This window comes from Billgrantia endophytica, from assembly GCF_002879615.1.
GTDB lineage: Bacteria > Pseudomonadota > Gammaproteobacteria > Pseudomonadales > Halomonadaceae > Halomonas > Halomonas endophytica.
In genome coordinates, this window is sequence record NZ_PNRF01000047.1 from 56,226 (window position 1) to 73,397 (window position 17,172).

General features: G+C 62.4%; 17 protein-coding genes. 2 read left to right on the plus strand and 15 right to left on the minus strand.

Annotated elements, in window-relative coordinates; translation table 11 throughout:
- Positions 1-21: 21 nt before the first annotated feature.
- The 4 genes from pcaF to C1H69_RS22180 form a co-directional block, all read right to left on the minus strand.
- Positions 22-1,224 carry a 3-oxoadipyl-CoA thiolase gene (pcaF, locus tag C1H69_RS22165; RefSeq protein ID WP_102655554.1) on the minus strand — a complete coding sequence of 401 codons (1,203 nt, stop codon included), beginning with the start codon at positions 1,222-1,224 and terminating at the stop codon, positions 22-24.
- Between the two features lie 13 nt (positions 1,225-1,237).
- On the minus strand, positions 1,238-2,011 hold the full coding sequence (locus C1H69_RS22170; protein ID WP_102655555.1) for a CoA-transferase subunit beta: 774 nt from the start codon (positions 2,009-2,011) through the stop codon (positions 1,238-1,240).
- The gene (locus tag C1H69_RS22175) at positions 2,011-2,841 is read right to left on the minus strand and encodes a CoA transferase subunit A (RefSeq protein WP_102655556.1); all 831 of its coding nucleotides are present in this window, start codon (positions 2,839-2,841) and stop codon (positions 2,011-2,013) included. Before C1H69_RS22175 ends, C1H69_RS22170 begins: the two co-directional genes overlap by 1 nt.
- 309 nt (positions 2,842-3,150) lie before the next feature.
- Complete coding sequence (locus tag C1H69_RS22180; protein WP_102655557.1) at positions 3,151-4,053, minus strand: 3-hydroxyacyl-CoA dehydrogenase NAD-binding domain-containing protein; 903 nt, start codon at positions 4,051-4,053, stop codon at positions 3,151-3,153.
- A 168-nt stretch (positions 4,054-4,221) separates the two neighbouring features.
- Here C1H69_RS22180 and C1H69_RS22185 point away from each other — a divergent pair, with 168 nt between their 5' ends.
- A complete protein-coding gene (locus C1H69_RS22185) occupies positions 4,222-4,935 on the plus strand; it encodes an SDR family NAD(P)-dependent oxidoreductase (RefSeq protein ID WP_102655558.1) in 714 nt (237 codons plus the stop codon).
- A 10-nt stretch (positions 4,936-4,945) separates the two neighbouring features.
- Here the strand turns inward: C1H69_RS22185 and C1H69_RS22190 are convergent, their stop codons facing one another.
- The 7 genes from C1H69_RS22190 to C1H69_RS22215 all read right to left on the minus strand — a co-directional run bounded on the left by C1H69_RS22190 (position 4,946) and on the right by C1H69_RS22215 (position 12,233).
- Positions 4,946-6,319, minus strand: a complete 1,374-nt coding sequence (locus C1H69_RS22190) for a hypothetical protein (protein WP_240610046.1) — start codon at positions 6,317-6,319, stop codon at positions 4,946-4,948.
- A gap of 8 nt (positions 6,320-6,327) precedes the next feature.
- The gene (locus C1H69_RS23720; protein ID WP_165789564.1) at positions 6,328-6,468 is read right to left on the minus strand and encodes a hypothetical protein; all 141 of its coding nucleotides are present in this window, start codon (positions 6,466-6,468) and stop codon (positions 6,328-6,330) included.
- 21 nt (positions 6,469-6,489) lie between these two features.
- The gene (locus C1H69_RS22195; protein WP_102655559.1) at positions 6,490-7,713 is read right to left on the minus strand and encodes a CaiB/BaiF CoA transferase family protein; all 1,224 of its coding nucleotides are present in this window, start codon (positions 7,711-7,713) and stop codon (positions 6,490-6,492) included.
- 84 nt (positions 7,714-7,797) lie between these two features.
- Complete coding sequence (locus C1H69_RS22200; RefSeq protein WP_102655560.1) at positions 7,798-8,949, minus strand: acyl-CoA dehydrogenase family protein; 1,152 nt, start codon at positions 8,947-8,949, stop codon at positions 7,798-7,800.
- A gap of 175 nt (positions 8,950-9,124) precedes the next feature.
- On the minus strand, positions 9,125-10,633 hold the full coding sequence (locus C1H69_RS22205; protein ID WP_102655561.1) for a tripartite tricarboxylate transporter permease: 1,509 nt from the start codon (positions 10,631-10,633) through the stop codon (positions 9,125-9,127).
- Between the two features lie 32 nt (positions 10,634-10,665).
- Positions 10,666-11,166 (minus strand): tripartite tricarboxylate transporter TctB family protein, encoded by a 501-nt coding sequence (locus C1H69_RS22210; RefSeq protein ID WP_102655562.1) that lies wholly within the window; start codon positions 11,164-11,166, stop codon positions 10,666-10,668.
- Positions 11,167-11,246: 80 nt separating this feature from the next.
- Positions 11,247-12,233 (minus strand): Bug family tripartite tricarboxylate transporter substrate binding protein, encoded by a 987-nt coding sequence (locus tag C1H69_RS22215; RefSeq protein WP_102655563.1) that lies wholly within the window; start codon positions 12,231-12,233, stop codon positions 11,247-11,249.
- Positions 12,234-12,535: 302 nt separating this feature from the next.
- On the opposite strand from C1H69_RS22215, the gene C1H69_RS22220 reads away from it, so the two are divergent.
- Positions 12,536-12,787 (plus strand): hypothetical protein, encoded by a 252-nt coding sequence (locus C1H69_RS22220; RefSeq protein ID WP_102655564.1) that lies wholly within the window; start codon positions 12,536-12,538, stop codon positions 12,785-12,787.
- 79 nt (positions 12,788-12,866) lie between these two features.
- Here C1H69_RS22220 and C1H69_RS22225 read toward each other — a convergent pair whose 3' ends face one another.
- The 4 genes from C1H69_RS22225 to C1H69_RS22240 all read right to left on the minus strand — a co-directional run bounded on the left by C1H69_RS22225 (position 12,867) and on the right by C1H69_RS22240 (position 16,756).
- The gene (locus C1H69_RS22225; RefSeq protein ID WP_102655565.1) at positions 12,867-13,886 is read right to left on the minus strand and encodes an isopenicillin N synthase family dioxygenase; all 1,020 of its coding nucleotides are present in this window, start codon (positions 13,884-13,886) and stop codon (positions 12,867-12,869) included.
- 158 nt (positions 13,887-14,044) lie between these two features.
- On the minus strand, positions 14,045-14,833 hold the full coding sequence (locus tag C1H69_RS22230; protein WP_102655566.1) for an ABC transporter permease: 789 nt from the start codon (positions 14,831-14,833) through the stop codon (positions 14,045-14,047).
- A 10-nt stretch (positions 14,834-14,843) separates the two neighbouring features.
- Positions 14,844-15,728, minus strand: coding sequence for an ABC transporter ATP-binding protein (locus C1H69_RS22235; RefSeq protein WP_102655567.1), 885 nt, complete (start codon positions 15,726-15,728; stop codon positions 14,844-14,846).
- Positions 15,725-16,756 (minus strand): ABC transporter substrate-binding protein, encoded by a 1,032-nt coding sequence (locus tag C1H69_RS22240; RefSeq protein ID WP_240610047.1) that lies wholly within the window; start codon positions 16,754-16,756, stop codon positions 15,725-15,727. The genes C1H69_RS22235 and C1H69_RS22240 overlap by 4 nt, the downstream gene beginning before the upstream one ends.
- Positions 16,757-17,172: the final 416 nt, after the last annotated feature.

A 17,172-nucleotide genomic window follows, 5' to 3' on the forward strand; every position in this document is an offset into this window, starting at 1 on the left:
GGTTCCGATCTTCGGTACCACTTATACCTTTTCGATAAGGGTAGCGATCCCCTGCCCCACGCCCACGCACATGGTGCACAGGGCATAGCGCTTGCCGGTGCGCTGCAGCTCATGGGCCGCGGTCAGCAGCAGCCGTGCCCCGGACATGCCCAGCGGATGCCCCAGGGCGATGCCACCGCCGTTGGGATTGACCCGTGGATCGTCGTCGGCAATGCCCAGTTCACGCAGGCAGGCAAGTGCCTGGGCGGCAAAGGCTTCGTTGAGCTCGATGACGTCGATCTCGTCCAGCGACACGCCGGTACGCTCGAGCAGTTTCTTCACCGCCGGTACCGGGCCGATGCCCATGATGCGCGGTTCCACCCCGGCGGTGGCCATGCCGACGATGCGCGCCATGGGCTTGAGGCCGTGCTTGTCCACCGCCGCCTGACTGGCGACGAGCATCGCCGCGGCGCCGTCGTTGACGCCGGAGGCGTTGCCGGCGGTGACGCTGCCACCCTCGCGGAACGGCGTCGGCAGGCCGGCCAGCTTCTCCAGCGTCGTCTCGCGCGGGTGCTCGTCCTGGTCGAAGACGAGCGGCTCCTGCTTGCGCCGCGGGATCTCGATCGGCGTGATTTCGATGGCGAAGCGGCCCGCCTTCTGGGCGGCGGCGGCCTTCTGCTGGGAGCGCAGGGCGAAGGCGTCCTGGTCCTCACGGGAGATGTCGTACTGTTCGGCCACGTTCTCGGCGGTCTCGGGCATGGACTCAACGCCGTAGGCCTTCTTCATCAGCGGGTTGACGAAGCGCCAGCCGATGGTGGTGTCCTCGATCGTCTGGGAGCGTGAAAAGGCGCCGTCGGCCTTGCCCAGCACATAGGGCGCCCGCGACATCGACTCCACGCCACCGGCCAGGGCCAGCTCCATCTCACCGGCCCTGATGGCGCGAAAGGCGGTGCCTACGGCGTCCATGCCGGAGCCGCACAGGCGGTTCATGGTGGTACCGGGAACCGTGACCGGCAGGCCCGCCAGCAGCGCCGACATGCGCGCCACGTTACGGTTGTCCTCACCGGCCTGATTGGCACAGCCCATGAAGACTTCTTCAATCTCGGCGGGATCCAGCCCAGGGGCTTCCGCCAACACCGCCTTGAAGACACCAGCGGCGAAGTCGTCGGGGCGCCGGCTTGCCAGGGTGCCGCCGAAACGGCCGACGGCGGTGCGGCGCGGATGACACAGGTAGACGTCGTTCATTGGGTCTCTCCCTTCATTCACCAGCGTGTTTGCGTGCGGTCCTGTCCTTCAGGTCGCGCAGTATTTCGAGCTCCTTCACCGATGGTTCCGGAGTGCTGTCGAGCTCGCTGGCGAAACGGATCTCCCAACCGGTAGCCTCGATCACGTCCTCGCGGGTCACGCCGGGGTGCAGCGAGACGACCACCAGCTCCTTGGTATCCGGATCGGGCTTCATCACGCAGAGGTCGGTGATCACCCGGGTCGGGCCACGGCCGATATTGGGCACGCCGTCGCGACCCTTGCCGTCGCGGCCGAAGCCCAGGGTGGTAACGAAATCCACGTCCCTGACGAAAGCGCGCCTGGAGTGTTTCAGGGTGATGAAGACCTCTCCCGCACAGGTCGCGATCTCCGGCGCCCCACCGCCGCCCGGCAGGCGTACCTTGGGGTCATGGTAGTCACCGATCAGGGTGGTGTTGAGGTTGGCAAAGCGGTCGATCTGGGCTGTCCCCAGGAAACCCACGCTCACCTTGCCACCCTGTAGCCAGTAGCGAAACATCTCCGGCACCGACACGGTGGTCAGCGCCGATTCGCACAGCTCGCCGTCGCCGATGGAAAGCGGCAGCACGTCGGGCTTGGTCTGCAGGGTGCCGGATTCGTAGATCAATACCACGTCCGGGGCGTGGGTCAGGCGCGCCAGGTTGGCCGCCTCGGAGGGCAGGCCGATGCCGACGAAACAGGTCATGCCGTTTTCCAGCGCACGGGCGGCGGTGACGGTCATCATTTCCGAGGAGGAGTAGTCAAGGCTCATCAGGATTTACCTCCTGCGTTGTAGACGTTTTCGTCAAGCCACTTCGTGAAGGCGTCGCGGTCACGGGCAATGGCGTCCCACTCCTTGTAGAAGCGGTTATCGCGCGGGTAGTAACCGTGGGTATAGGAGGGGTAGGAGCCCTTCTCGGCCACGGCCACGGCGCTGATTGCCCAGCCGGGAATCACGCAGGCATTGGGGTGATAGTCCGACTGCGTGGTCAGGTCATCGACGATCTCCTCGACGGTGACAATGCTGTGCTGCGCCGCCAGTACCGCCTCTTTCTGAACTCCGATGATGCCTTCCACCAGCACGTTACCGGCACGGTCGGCGCGCTGGGCATGGACGATGGACACATCCGGGCGCACCGACGGCACCGCGGCCAGGCGCTCGCCGGTGAACGGGCACTCGATGAACTTGATCTGATCGTTGACGTTGGGCAACTCGCTGCCGACGTAACCGCGCAGCACCGCCAGCGGCAACCCGGCGGCACCCGCCTCGAAGGCGCAGGCCATGGCGGCATGGCTGTGCTCCAGGATCTCGACCTTGTGCGGCCAGCCTTTCTCGACGGCATCGCGCAGGCGGTGCAGCGAACCCACCCCCGGATTGCCGCCCCAGGAGAAGATCACCTTCTTCGCGCAGCCCGCACCGATCATCTGGTCGTAGACCAGGTCGGGGGTCATGCGGATCAGGGTCAGATCGCGCGTTTCCTGGCGGATGATTTCGTGGCCCGCGGCGAAGGGGATCAGGTGGGTAAAGCCCTCCATGGCCACGGTGGCGCCGTCTTGGACATAGCGCGCTACCGCATCATGCAGGCTGAGGAATTCGGCCATGTGGTTTGCCTCCCGGCTTCAACTCGATAAGTGCCAGAGCTATGTCGATCACGGCTTCACCCCATCGCCGGGGATCGCGTGCTGCAGAAATGCTTGCCGCACTGTACGCATTACGAACATAGATTTGTAATGCGAACAAAATACTTCCCTTGGCTCTGAACGTCAAACCATGGAAAAAAAGAAGACCGAAAGCCTTTCCTTGGTCGTTTGAAAGAAATAATATTTTTTATCAAAGGGTTATGAATACACGGAGGAAAAGTGCCGTAGACGAGTCACGGATAATGCGACCAAGGTATAAGAAAAACCGGGTCAGGCATCGCGCTCCGAGTCGATCAGCGAAAGAATGTGGGTCAGCTGTTCCCGCTCCTGTCGGGATTGCGCCGCCAGCTCTGCCTCGCTCCATTCGTAAAAGCCCCTGCCGGCCTTGGCGCCCAGGAAGCCTTCGGCCACGTGATTCTCGAGCAGCTTGGCGGGCGTCCGGCTGGAGCTCAGGTCGTCATAGAGATAGCGGGCGATGTTGAGATGAGTGTCCAGCCCGTTGAGGTCACGCTGGCGCAGGGGGCCATTGATGGCCATGCGGATGCCGATGGAGTATTTCACGATATCGTCCAATGCAGCCGGTTCCACCACCCCCTGTTCGATAAGGTGAAGACATTCGCGCATGATGGCGTGCTGGATACGGTTGGCGACAAAGCCCGGCACACACCGGCTCAATACCGCCGGGCGCTTGCCCAGTCGCCGCAATAGCTGGCAGGCCCGTTCCACGGCAGCCGGGTGGGTCGGGCTGCCCGGTACCACTTCCACTGCGGGAATCACATCGGCGGGGTTGAAGAAGTGGGCACCGACGAAGCGCTCGGGGTGCGCCATCGACTCGCCGATCTCATCGATGGAAAGGCCAGAGGTATTGGTCATGATCAACGTATCACTGTCGACATGGGCCTCGGCCTGTTCAATGACCTGCCGCTTGACCGCGATGTTCTCGGTCACGCTTTCGACCACCACATCGACGGCGCGCCCAGGGCACCACTCGGAGGCAAAGGCGACCCGCGCCGCCGCACCGGGGTCGTGAACCAGGCGATCACGGCAACGCGCCAGCGTCTCCTGGCTGGTATCGATCACCGTGACCGACAGACCGTGTGTTGCCATGAGCCGGGCGAGTGTGGTGCCCATGGTGCCTGCACCTACCACGATGGCGTTCTGTTGACTGCTCATCGACTGATGTCTCCTCGTTTCACACAGCCGACACAAAGGTCGACCGCGACGAAAGTCGCATTGTGGCGCCCCTCTATCGAACGCAACCATTAGGCAATTAGCGAACATATGTCCGCACTACGTACATCCTATCCAGCGATAACTGCCTCGACAACAAGGAACTTCCTCATGACCCAACCCTGTGCAGTCGTCACCGGCGGCGCCCGCAACATTGGCCAGGCCATTGCCCTGCGACTGCAGCAAGACGGCTACCGTACCCTCGTACTGGACATCGTCGAACCGGAAGCCGACTCGTTGAAGGCCGACGCTCGGCAGGTCGACCTCTCCGATACGAACGCCGCTGCCGTCGTGCTGAAGGAGATCGCCGAGGTTCACCAGGTTTCGTGCCTGGTCAATAACGTGGGGGTCGTGGCCCCCGCCCTGCTCGACGAGACCCGTATCGAGGACTTCGATCGGCTGATGCACCTCAATGTCCGTTCGGCGCTGATCTGCACCCAGGCGCTGCTGCCGGGCATGCGGGCCCTGGGGGGCGGCCGCATCGTCATGAATGCCAGTCGCGTCGTCCTGGGCAAGGAAGCGCGCACCCTCTACAGCGCGACCAAGGGCGCCCTGCAGTCGATGGCCCGCACCTGGGCGCTCGAGCTTGCTGGCGACGGCATCACCGTCAACTGCGTGGCACCCGGCCCCATCGCCACGACCGCCTTCTGGGAAAACAACCCGCCGGAATCGGCTCGAGCACGGCGCATCATCGACAACATTCCGGTCCAGCGCATGGGGCAACCCGAAGACGTCGCCCAGGCCGTGAGTTTCTTCTGCGACCAGCGCAGCGGCTTTATCACCGGGCAGACACTGTTCGTATGCGGAGGGGTCACGGTCGGCTGAACCGGCCCGTTCAGGTAGCCAGCCGCAGCAACAAGACCGCGGTCATCAGTGAAGTCCCGAGAAACACCCCGTTCCAATGGAACCCGATACGCCCGGCCGATAGGCCGGTGAAGCGTGACATGATCATCATCGCCGCCGTGAACGGCGAGGTCACCATCGTCAATGACCAGCCAGCCAGCATGGCGGCCGCGAGGAGCGGCAATGGCACGCCGGGCAGGGTCACCTGTGATGCCATGCTGGTCAGGAACGTCACACTGATGATCGGATTGACACCGACCTGGGCCAGTACCACGATCACCAGCATGGCAACCAACGGCAGCCAGGTACCGAGATCGACCATGACGCCAGCCATGCCGGCAAGCTGGGCAGGGTCCATCAGCGCCACACTCAGGTAGCCCAGGTAGGCCCCCGCACCGAGCGCCACGACTTCATTGCCGATGCTGCCGAGCAGTGCGGGCAAGCGTCGCCCGAGCACGACGGTGGCCGGGGCCACCCCCATCAGGCCAAGAAGACGACACTGCCAGGCCAGCCACAGCCAGGCACCCAACGGCACCCCCACCAGTACCGCTTGGGGCAGGCGCAGCTCGAACCACCAGGAAAGCAGGAAGATCAGCGCCATCAGCGCCGAGAGCAGCAGGCTGAAGCGCACCAGCGGCAACAGCGATGGTCGCGGTGGGTTGGCATTGCGCCTGACCGGCTTCGGTCCGGCCAGGTGATCGCAGGCCCAGCCCACCAGGAACAGCACCGTGGCCGCCGCCAGCACGTAGGGGAACAGTTCACGCCATTTGAGTTCGGGCAGATTGGCCAGTATGACCGCCACGCCGATACCCATGGGCGAGACCAGCGGCGCCAGGGTGAAACCACGCAGCGTGGCGAGCAGCATGCGCCGCCGCCGCGCCTGCTGGACCCACTGCCGCCCCTGGGCCGCGCCCAGGGTGTTGGCTTTCTCGATCATCGACACGAACAGGTTGAGGACACCGAAATTGAGTACGATGCCAAACAGGGTCGAACCCACCGAGAGCAGCGGGTAACGCCAGTTGGGCGGTTGCAGCAACAGGCTTTGCCCACAGCGGCGGATCAGGCGGGAGCGGTAGGCCGGCAGCCGCAGCAACGCCAGCGAGGTCATGAAGGCCGCCAGGAAGGCAAAGCTGTCGGCGGCTTCGCGCAGAACCGTCCAAGGGCTGTCAAGGCGCCACATTGTCAGCAGCGAGACCATTATCGAGGCCAGCAACAGCCCTCTCGCCATGACGGAGAACCGTCCCCACGAGAGCGACAGGAAGCCCACCAGCAGAAAGACGGCCACGTCGGCGACGAGGGGCGGCCCACCCAACTGGGACCAGAGAGTCAGCAGTGCAACCAGCATCAACAGGTAGCTGTGCAGCACACCCGCTTTCACTCCGGTTGGCCTACTGGTGAAATGCTGCCACTGCGGCGGCGGAAGACACCTTCTTCCATCGAAAGCCCATCACTCCGCTCGTCCGCCACCTTGACGCTGGCCATGTAGTCCTCGCCACCTCCACCGATGTCGGCCACCCCGCCTCCCTGACCCGTTCGCTACAGCACGCCCTGCTCACGCAGTGCGGCAATGTCTTCGGCGCTCTTGTTCAGCATGCCGGCAAGCACGTCTTCCGTATCACGACCCAGGGAAGGTGGTGCCTTGTGGTACTCGAGCCGTGTCTTGGAAAACTTGGTGGGATTGGCCACCCCCACCACCGGGCCATGCTCCGACTCGGTCTCGATCCTCATGCCGCGGGCCTTGACCTGCGGGTCGTCGAATACCTGGGCGATATTCTGGATCGGGCCGCAGGGCACGCCGATATCGCGCAGCAGTTCCATCCACCGGGAGGCGGTGCGGGTGCGAGTGATGGTCACCATGATCGGCACCAGTTCCAGGCGGTGTCTTACCCGCCCGGGATTGGTACTGAAGCGAGCATCCGTGGCCAGTTCCGGACGCCCCACCGCGCTGCAGAAGCGCTGGAACTGGCTGTCGTTGCCGATGGCGATGATCACCTTCTCCCCGTCCTCGGTGGGGAAAGGCTGATAGGGCACCAGGTTGGGGTGGTATTCACCGGTGCGGGTGGGCGGCGTACCGCTGCAGAAGTAGTTCTGGGCCTGGTTGGCCAGCCAGCTGACCTGAACGTCGAGCAATGCCATGTCGATATGCTGGCCTTCACCGGTCTGATGGCGATGATGCAGCGCCGCCAGAATGGCGGTGGCGGCATTCATGCCGGTCGTCAGGTCGGCGACCGCCATGCCCACACGCTGAGGGCCGGCGCCCGGCTCGCCGTCCGCCACGCCAGTGATGCTCATCAGGCCACCCTGTGCCTGAACCAGGTAGTCGTAGCCGGCCATGTGCGCCATGGGACCGGTATGGCCGAAGCCGGTGATCGAGCAGTAGATCAACCCCGGATTGATCGCCTCCAGCGCCGGGTAATCGAGACCCTTCTCGGCCAAGCCGCCCGTCTTGAAGTTCTCCACCAGGATGTCGCATGTGGCCGCCAGCTCGCGAACCAACGCCTGCCCTTCAGGCCGGCCGATATCCACGGTCACCGAATGCTTGCCACGATTGGCCGAGAGGTAATAGGCCGATTCACGTGTGATATCGCCGGCCTGGTTCGTCCACCAGGGAGGGCCCCAATGGCGCGTATCGTCCCCGATGACGGGACGCTCGATCTTGATCACCTCCGCGCCCATGTCGGCCAGTATCTGGGTACACCAGGGGCCGGCCATGACACGACTCAGGTCCAGTACCCGCAGGCCAGTCAGCGGTCCTGCCATAACGCTATCTCCCTCGATGCCATCAGGTTCTCTCATACCGCAGGACAGTGGTTCGCTACGACATCGCCACTGGCCGCAGTCGGCTCAGCTGGCTTCCTTCACCATGTTGCGGGCGATGACCAGTTGCTGGATCTGGGTCGTACCTTCATAGATGCGGAACAGGCGGACATCGCGATAGAAGCGCTCGACGGCATACTCGGCCATGTACCCGGCCCCCCCATGGATCTGTACGGCACGGTCGGCCACACGCCCGACCATCTCGCTGCAGAACAGCTTGCAGCAGGAGGCCAGCGTCGAAACGTTTTCGCCAGCATCCTTGCGCCTGGCGGCATCCAGCACCATGGTGCGCCCGGCATAGGCTTCGGTCTTGCTGTCGGCCAGCATGGCCTGGATGAGCTGATGCTCCGCCAGCGGCACGCCGAACTGGCGGCGCTCCATGGCATAGCTCAGACTCTCCTCGATCAGCCGCTCGGCGACCCCGGCGCATAGCGCCGAGATATGCAGGCGGCCTCGGTCCAGAACCTTCATGGCCGTCTTGAAGCCCACCCCTTCGCGCCCCCCGATGATGTTCTCGGCCGGTACCCGGCAGTCGTCGAAGATGATGTCGCAGGTATGGGCCCCTTTCTGCCCCATCTTGTGATCCGCAGAACCTCGGCTCAGCCCAGGCGCATCGCCCTCGACGATGAAGGCGGTGATGCCTCGCGCACCCTTCTGGGCCGGGTCGGTGCGTGCCATGACGGTGAACAGGTTGGCCTCCGGCCCGTTGGTGATGAAGCGCTTGGTACCATTGAGCACATAGTGGTCGCCATCGCGTACGGCCGTGGTACACAGGCTCGCCGCATCGGATCCAGCGTCCGGTTCGGTCAGGCAGAAGGCGCTGATGATCTCGCCGCTGGCCAGTGCGGGTACATACTTCGCTTTCTGCGCCTCGGTGCCGTCGATCAGAATTCCCTGGGCACCGATACCATTATTGGTACCGAACCGGGAGCGGAACGCCGGCGAGGTCTTGCCGATCTCGAAGACCACGTAGGCCTCTTCTTCCATGGTCAGCCCCAGGCCGCCGTACGCCTCGGGAATCGACAGGCCGAAGAGCCCCATCTCCTTCATCTCTTCGAGAAGGGTTGCCGGGATCTCATCGTCATCCGCTACCTGGGCTTCGCTGGGGATCAGACGCTCCCTCACGAACCGTGCAATGGTATCGACAAGTTGATCGAGCAGTTCCTGATCGCGAATCATTGGCTCCCTCGCTGTAGCGGCTCTGGCACTCGCCTTGCGTACGCATGGCGAATATATGTGCGCCAGGTATCATTAATATTCTGCATAACATCGAATTACAGTCAATAAATCGACATTCTTTCCTGATGCAAGACACCCTGGCCTGGTTCGACAACTTCGATGGCACGCATGGTGTTCATGAAGCCTCCTGGCTCGTGTCGGCGGCACGGCGAGCCATGCGTTGCGCCATGACGTAACGGTAGATGGCCAGCAGGATCGAGCCTGCCGTCAGGGCGATGAAGAACCAGGTGATGGGACCACGCACGAAGATCGACAGATCGTTGGAACCGATCAGCAGCGAGCGCCGCAGGTTATCCTCGAACATGGGTCCGAGGATGAAGCCAATCAGGAATGGCGCAGCCGGAATCGCGGCACGGTTGAAGATATAGCCGAGTACGCCAAAGGCAAGCATCAGCCAGATATCGAAGGTGTCGTTGTTGACCGCATAAGCACCGTAGACGCAGAACATCAGCACGATCGGAAACAGGATCGACTTGGGAATGTCGGCGATCACCGAAAAGTACTTGATGGCCATATTACCTACCACCAGCAGCAGCACGGAACTGAACATGATGCCGATGAACAGCGCATAGATCAGCGGCAGATTCTCCTGGAACATGATCGGGCCGGGGCTCAGGCCGTGCACCATGAAGGCCCCCAGAATGATCGCCGTGATCACGTCGCCGGGAATGCCCAGTGACAGAAGGGGAATCATGGTGGCACCGGCGACACCGTTGTTGCCGGCCTCGGCGGCAGCCACCCCCTCTACTTCGCCCTTGCCGAAATTGGCCTTGTTGGGAGAGCGGCGACGCGCATCACTGTAGGAGATGAAGGCGGCCGCCGTGGCGCCAGTACCGGGAATGGCGCCGATGATCACCCCGATCAGGCTGCCGCGAACGATACTTTTCATGCTGCGCTTCATCTCGGCCAAGGTCACCCCGACACCGCTGGCCTTGGTCTTGAGATGTGGCAGTGCCTTCTTGCGGTAGAACTCCATGATTTCCGGAAGAGCAAACAGGCCGATCAGCAACGGAATGAAGGAAATGGTATCCATCAGGTTGTAGTTGCCGAAGGTCAGACGCTGTGAGCCATAGACGACATCCAGCCCTACCATGGACAGCAGAATCCCCATCAGCGCCGCCAGCAACCCCTTGATCATGGACCCACTGGCCAGCGAGATGATGATGGTGAGCGAGAAGCAGATCAACCAGAAGAATTCAGGGGCTCCGAAACTCAGGGCAAGCTTTGCCAGGTAAGCGGCAAAGAAGATCAGCGCGATATTGGAAATGAAGTCGGCAATGCACGAGGAATAGAGCGACATTTTCAGGGCTTTTTTCGCATGGCCCTGCTGTGCCATGGGGTAACCGTCGAGCAACGTACAGGCATTGGCAGGCGATCCGGGTGTGCGGATCAGAATGGCCGTGATCGATCCCCCGTACATGCCGCCTTTATAAATGCCCACCAGCAGCAGAATCGCCGCCACGGGCTGCATGGAGAAAGTGAACGGCAGCGCCAGTGCCACCGCCATGGTGGCTGTGAGCCCGGGAATGGAGCCGACCACGACGCCAATCACGACACCGACTGCTATTGCCAGAAAATTATCCAGGCTTAGGAATATGTGTAGAACTTCCGAAAAGATTTCCATAGGTCACCAGAGAAAAGTTGAGTGGCCCGATATCAAAACGGCATCAACGGAAGTGGCACATTCATTACTTCCACGAAAATGAAAGCCACACCAGCGGGAAAGATGAAAGCCAGGCTGTAGACCCACCAGGTTCTGACAGGGTGGGCAACAAACAGGATCAGCGTTGCCAGAATGCCGCTGATTATCGCACCCAGGAGTTCGAACATGGTGACGTACACCATCAGCGCCAGCACCATCAAGGCAAAGCGCAGCCAGGGTCCCTTATCGATGCGGCGCTCGTCGCTCTCTGCCTTGTTCTCGACGAATATCCCCTGAAAGATAAGCAGGACAGAAAAGCCGAGCATCAACCAGCCCACGATCCGGGGGAGCCATCTTGGCGACATCATGGGATTCTGGAGAATAGGCGGCTCGCTGATAAAGTTGGGCACCAGATAAAAGACCAGGACCGCAGAACTTACAAGCAGCACCAGGCCCGCCAGAACGTCGCCGGAGTCATTGACCTGCCTGCCAGGCTTGGGATCAGTTGTCGTCATTGCTACCCTCTCCACAGGGAAACAAGAGAGGCGAGGACGCATGCCCTCGCCTCAGCGTTTATGGGATTCAGCCCATTCGCTTACTGGCGAATGCCCGCCTGCTCGGCCACGGCATCCCACCGCTCGACTTCCTCGGCGATGAACTGCTTGAATTCCTCGCCGGCCACCTGGCCCGGCTCGGCGCCCAACTGCTCGGCGAAGTCCAGGAACTCTTCACGCTGCATCACGGCCGCCAGCGCTTCCTGCATCGCCTCATGGGCCTCCTGGGAGAAGGAGTTGTGAGCGATCAGACCAAACCAGGCGGTGGTCACGAACTGGTCGAGGTTGTGCTCGCCGATTTCGGCCATGGTCGGCACGTCAGGCAGGTATTCGGAGCGCTCCGCGGAAGTGACCGCCAGCGCCCTGAGATCACCGGAGCGAATGTGCGAGTACACGGTCGGCATGTTTTCGAAGGAGACTTGGACATCACCGCCCAGAAGTGCCGGCAGCGCAGCACCGCTGCCCGCGAACGGTACGGAGGTCATGTTGGTCTCGGTCAGGTTCTTGAACAGCTCGCCTGACATGTGGATCGAACTGCCCACCCCGCTGTGGCTGAAGGCCATGTTCTGCTCTTTGGCTGCTTCGACGAATTCGAGCACACTGTTGTAGGGGCTGTTGGCAGGCACCACCATGACGTTGGGAATGTCGATGATGTTCTGGATGAACAGGAAGTCCTCGACCGGATCATATGTCAGGTCGGGGTAGATTGCCGCACCGATGGTATGGCCCGGAGAGGCCATCAGGATGGTGTGATCGGCATCACGGCCGCCACGGGCCAGACGGGCGGTGGCAACGGTGGAACCGGCACCGGGACGGTTCTCGACGATGACGTTGGCGTCCAGTTCGTCCTGCAGGAGGTCGGCTACACGACGAGCCAGCACGTCGGTGGTACCGCCGGGCGCATAGGGAACGACCAGGCGGACGTCGTCAGTCGGCCAGTCATTTGCACTTGCCGTCGAGACAGACATTGTCAGTGCCAGAGCGCTACCACAAGCTGCCAGCCATGCTGCATTGATGAGTTTGTTCATCGCGCCACCTTAATGAGTTGTCAATTTGTTCGCTATGCGTACATGTATTCGCAATACATACCGGGAGAGTACTTGCTTACTCTCATGATCAAAAACCCAACTTTAGTCTTAAAGAAGACAACAACATGACCCGCTCATCTCACCGATGGCCATTGCAGAGGCCGCTTGCTCCCTGTGGGTTTGATTTTCCGGTCCCTGGTGCGAGTCGCTATGCGTTGCACTATGCTCAGCCACGGATTTCGCGACTTTCTGTCGCGTCGGCAGGGACGCGGAGGGGATAGGAGGTGGCCAAGCAGGGTGGGATGGCCGTGATCAAAGGGTACGGCAACACTCATGCGCAGGGCATCGTGATCGTCGAGATCTTCATGGCCCAGCGCCAGCCCGTAGATACGCTATGGTACCAACGCCAGCACGCTGTGCTCGATGCGGTTCGGGTTGCGGTAACCGGTGAAACAGACGGCGATCCGACCCAGCAGCTCGAGCCGCTGGCCGATTTCCCGAAGCCCCCGTCCAAACTGAGCCGGCCGCCATCGACATGCCTGTTTCCGGGCTAGCCAAGTCAGCCCCGGCCAACGGTATCGTGATATCGACTCGGGCCCGCCGTGTGGCGAGCCCGGTGCGCATGGGTGGGCGTCAGGCGTCCTTGTTCCGCACGGCATGGAAGTTCGCCGCGATGCGCTGCTGCAGGTAGTCGTGGGCGGTGATCGGGGGATAGGTGCGCAACGGCCCCTGGATCGTGACGTCCTTATTGGCCTGGCAGAAGAATGCCATGCTGTAGCGAGGCTTGTCGGCTTCTTCCGGTGTCGGCATGCGGACCCGATGCAGGGTGGATTTGAGCGCATCGTCACTCCAGCGCATCAGCATGTCGCCGATGTTGCAGGTGATGATGTCATCGCGGGGTACCACGCTGCTCCAGGCCGGGCCTTCGTCACTGCCGGCGACTTCGTGACCGGGGCAGACCTGCAATCCGCCTTGCCCCTCGCGCTGAAACACCATGGTCAGGCAGTCGAAGTCGGTATGCGCCCCGGCGCGCCACAGCGAGGCATCCGCCAGCGCATCCCGGTCGAGGGGAAGGTAGTGCAGCAGACGCAGCGTACTCTGGTAGTCGGGGGCATGGCGTGCATGGGCATGAGTGAAGAAGTCGCGCTCGAAGCCCAGACGCTCGGCGAAGCACGATAGCACCCGCATCCCCAGTTGCCAGGCCTGGTGCTCGAAGTCGAGCATGATGCGCTGGAACTCGGCCAGCGTGACCTGGTCCGGCCACAGCCCTTCCATGTGCGGCAGGGTGATCTGGTAGGACTCCTTCTGGTCGGCGGTCTGCGTCGACGGCCGTACCTGGGACTTGAACTCCCAGCCAGCGTTCTGCCCCTGCTTCAGCGAGTGGCGCGCCTTGGTTGCGTCGGGCAAGGCGAAGAATTCTTCGGCGAGGGTGAATGCCTGGCGAATGTCGGCGGTGGCGATGCCGTGATTGACCAGTTGGAAGAAGCCGACATCGGTGGCCGCCTGCCATAGTCGATCGATGATCTCGTCGCGCCGGGTATCGAAGTCGGAAAGGTCGATCAGTGGAATCTCGCGCTCGGCCTCGCGGCCCTCTCCGCCCAGGGTGCGCTCCAGTTGCAGTTCCTGCAGGGTGTCATGCGTACTCGTTATCATGAAGGTTCTCCAACGTTGGGGCAGGCGTCGCCTGCCGGTCATTGGAGCAATGCCGGGCGGCTGTGGGGCCGCCTGCCGCTTCTACTCCGTGAAAGGCATGGGCCTTGGCTTTGTCTGAAAAGTCGGCGAGCGATGGCCAGACAGTTTTCAGGCAAAGCCTAGCGTTCGTCGTCGGCAGGAAGACTCCAGCCAAAGAACGTCTGCTGTACCAGTTGCACCGCCTTGAACAGCAACAGGCTGACGGCGGACAGGAAGAACAGTGCCGCAAAGGCCTGGGGAATCCTGAAATAGGAGGTCGAGAACTGCACGAAGTAGCCCAGCCCCTGCTCCGCGGCGACGAACTCGGCGATCACCGCGCCGATGATGGCCAGCGTGATCGCCACCTTCAGTCCGCTGAAGATATGCGGTACCGCATAGGGCAGCCGGACCTGCCAGATCTCCCGCGCCGGAGACGCCTTGAGCGAACGTGACAGTTCGAGCATTTCGCGGGGCGTGGCCAGCATGCCGGTGGTAGTGGCGACGACGATCGGGAAAAACGCGATCAGGCAGGCGATCACCGTGCGTGGCGCGTCGCCTGCGCCGAGGATCACGATGATCAAGGGGGCGACGGCGACGATGGGCGTGGACTGTATCACCACCAGAAACGGGAACAGCGTGCGGGTCAGGAAGACCGAGCGAACCATGAGAATGGCCAGTGGCAGGCTGACCAGAATGGCGAGTGCGAATCCCATCAGGGCGACCCTCACGGTGGCCCAGAGGTGGCCCATCCAGCGCTGGCCGTCGACGTTCAGGAACGCCTCGAGGATCGCCGTCGGGGCGGGCAGCACATAATCGGGCACGCCGAACAGCCGGCATGCCAGCTCCCACAATGGCAGGATCGCGAGCAGGGCCAGGATGGGTAGCAGGCGCTGGCCGAGGACATCGCGCAATGAAACGAGAGGCTTCATGGTGGCTTCCTCAGGAGGCATGACGGATCGCCTGGTGAGTGGCAGGGCGAGGGCTGTCGGCAGCCTGGCGAGTGTTGGCCAGGGGGCTCTCGGTCAAGGCACCCGCGGTCACGTTACTCTCGCCAGGCCCCGGGGGACCGAAGATATGCCGGCGGATGCGCTGGGTATGGACGTTGAACGCCGGTAGATCGATGGTCGCCGGGGTGCGTGGGCGTGGCAGATCGATGTCGAGGCTGTCGACGATGCTCGCTGGGCGAGGGCTCATGACCAGTACCCTGTCGGCCAGCAGCACGGCTTCGGAGATCGAGTGAGTGATGAACAGCACGGTCTTGGGGCGTTCGCCCCAGATGCGCAACAGTTCGAAGCCCATCTGCTCGCGACTCAGCGCATCCAGTGCCGAGAAGGGCTCGTCCATGATCAACACCTCTGGGTCCAGCAGCAGGGCACGGGCGATGCCCACGCGCTGCTGCATGCCACCTGACAACTCGTCCGGACGGCTGGCGATGAAGTCTCCGAGCCCTACCGTATCGAGCAGTTCCCGCGCGCGGGTTCGATCCTGTCGACCCACCACCCTGCCCTGGTGACGTAGTGGAAACAGCACGTTGTCGAGCACGTTCAGCCACGGTAGCAACGTCGGCTTCTGGAATACGATGCCGACCTCTCCGCCAGGCTCCCGTACCGGGTGGCCGAACATGCGCACTTCGCCTTGGGTGGGACGAGTCAGGCCACTGAGCAGCCGTAACAGGGTCGACTTGCCACAGCCGGACGGCCCGACCACGGCGACGAACTCGTGTCGCGCGATGCTCAGGTTCACCCCCAGCAGAGACTGTACCGGTGCCTTGCGCCTGCTGCGATAACAGTGGCCTACCTCGATGAATTCGACGTGTGGCTTCATGAGTCACCTCCTGGCATGAAGGAGCGGTCGATGATGCTCTCCGGATCGAGTTGGGCGGGATCCATGTCCTGGGCCTCGGCGGTCCACTGCCAGGTGGTCGCCAGGCGTTCGGGATCGAAGGTCCCGAGGCCATGCGCGTCGCTGGCGTCGTTGAAGACCAGCGAGCGGATGGCTTCGATGGTGCTGGCGGCCATCTCCACCTCGACTTCGGGCACCACCGCGTGCACCGCTTCGGCTGCTTCCTGGGGGTTCTCCCAGGTGTACTCGATGGCTTTTTCGTACGCGCTGATGAAGCGTCTTGCCACCTCGGGGCGTTCCTCGAGGAAGCGCTCGCTGGCGACCAGCGTCGTGGCATACGCTTCCAGGCCAGCCTCGTGCCAGGGAATGACGCGCAGCGATTCATCGGCGGAGCGTGCATTGGCGGCATAGCGCTCGTGGTCGGTTACCCAACTGATGACCACGTCGGTGCGACCGTTGAGCAGCATCGGACTGAGGGTGCCGGGGTCGCTCTGAATCAGCTCGATATCGCCGTCGTCAACACCGTTGAGTTCCAGTAACAGGGGAAGGAACAGATTGGACGAGGTGAAGGGAGAGGTGGCGATGCGCTTGCCCTCGACATCGGCGACGCTTTCGATACCCGACGACTCGAGCACATAGAAGGCATGCGGTGCCTGGCTGAACACCGAATAGACGCCCTTGACCGGTATTCCACCTTCGGCTTGGGCCACCATCAGCGCGGTGATGTCGGCCAGGCCGATATCGGCCTGGCGCGTGGCCAGCTTGGTCATGGCATCGGTGGAGCCACGTCCTTGAGAGATACGTACCTCCAGGCCCTCCTCCTCGAAGAAGCCTTGTGCCAGGCCGACATAGACCGGGGCCTTGTCGCCTCCCGGTAGCCAGTCGAGCTGAAAGGTCACTTGCTCGTTGGCATGGGATAATGGGCTCATCGACAGCAGCAGAGTGCCGGCCAGAAGCATGGCCAATGGTTTGGCAGACGCGTCGGTAAAGTGTGTCGGTACAGGGTTCATTGTGTTTTTCTCCCAGGTCATCAGGGGCACGGGTCGGTTCATTCAACCGGTGAGTCGGCACGATACCGACTTGACGTGGGAAGGCCATACAGGGGCGGGGCAAGCAAGTCCTGTCGCGGCCACGCCCCGGTTCGCCCACACACGACGACCGGCTGGCGCGCCTAGCAATGACCCGGGTCGGAGACCCTGACTGCTTCTACCAGGACACGGAGGATGACGGAGATATCTCGTTGTTGCCGCCATCGCATTCACGACCAAGCAGATAGTATGCCAAGGTGAAAAAAGTCACTGGCGGCAATGGAGTTGGTGAGTGCTGGCGCCACGGGTGGCCATTCAGTGATGGCATGCAACGCACTTTTCTGGTGCATTGCTGAACATGCTGCGCCGCTGCAGTGCCCACTAACAGTGCTCTTTGC

Excerpts from the sequence above, each read along its gene's own strand:
- C1H69_RS22205 (WP_102655561.1), bottom strand. The coding sequence starts at position 10,633 with ATGGAAATCTTTTCGGAAGTTCTACACATATTCCTAAGCCTGGATAAT.
- C1H69_RS22230 (WP_102655566.1), bottom strand. The coding sequence starts at position 14,833 with ATGAAGCCTCTCGTTTCATTGCGCGATGTCCTCGGCCAGCGCCTGCTA.
- C1H69_RS22225 (WP_102655565.1), bottom strand. The coding sequence starts at position 13,886 with ATGATAACGAGTACGCATGACACCCTGCAGGAACTGCAACTGGAGCGC.
- C1H69_RS22175 (WP_102655556.1), bottom strand. The coding sequence starts at position 2,841 with ATGGCCGAATTCCTCAGCCTGCATGATGCGGTAGCGCGCTATGTCCAA.
- C1H69_RS22195 (WP_102655559.1), bottom strand. The coding sequence starts at position 7,713 with ATGGCAGGACCGCTGACTGGCCTGCGGGTACTGGACCTGAGTCGTGTC.
- C1H69_RS22180 (WP_102655557.1), bottom strand. The coding sequence starts at position 4,053 with ATGAGCAGTCAACAGAACGCCATCGTGGTAGGTGCAGGCACCATGGGC.
- C1H69_RS22235 (WP_102655567.1), bottom strand. The coding sequence starts at position 15,728 with ATGAAGCCACACGTCGAATTCATCGAGGTAGGCCACTGTTATCGCAGC.
- C1H69_RS22210 (WP_102655562.1), bottom strand. The coding sequence starts at position 11,166 with ATGACGACAACTGATCCCAAGCCTGGCAGGCAGGTCAATGACTCCGGC.
- C1H69_RS22170 (WP_102655555.1), bottom strand. The coding sequence starts at position 2,011 with ATGAGCCTTGACTACTCCTCCTCGGAAATGATGACCGTCACCGCCGCC.
- C1H69_RS22220 (WP_102655564.1), top strand. The coding sequence starts at position 12,536 with ATGGCCGTGATCAAAGGGTACGGCAACACTCATGCGCAGGGCATCGTG.
- C1H69_RS22185 (WP_102655558.1), top strand. The coding sequence starts at position 4,222 with ATGACCCAACCCTGTGCAGTCGTCACCGGCGGCGCCCGCAACATTGGC.
- C1H69_RS22200 (WP_102655560.1), bottom strand. The coding sequence starts at position 8,949 with ATGATTCGCGATCAGGAACTGCTCGATCAACTTGTCGATACCATTGCA.
- C1H69_RS22240 (WP_240610047.1), bottom strand. The coding sequence starts at position 16,756 with ATGAACCCTGTACCGACACACTTTACCGACGCGTCTGCCAAACCATTG.
- pcaF (WP_102655554.1), bottom strand. The coding sequence starts at position 1,224 with ATGAACGACGTCTACCTGTGTCATCCGCGCCGCACCGCCGTCGGCCGT.
- C1H69_RS22215 (WP_102655563.1), bottom strand. The coding sequence starts at position 12,233 with ATGAACAAACTCATCAATGCAGCATGGCTGGCAGCTTGTGGTAGCGCT.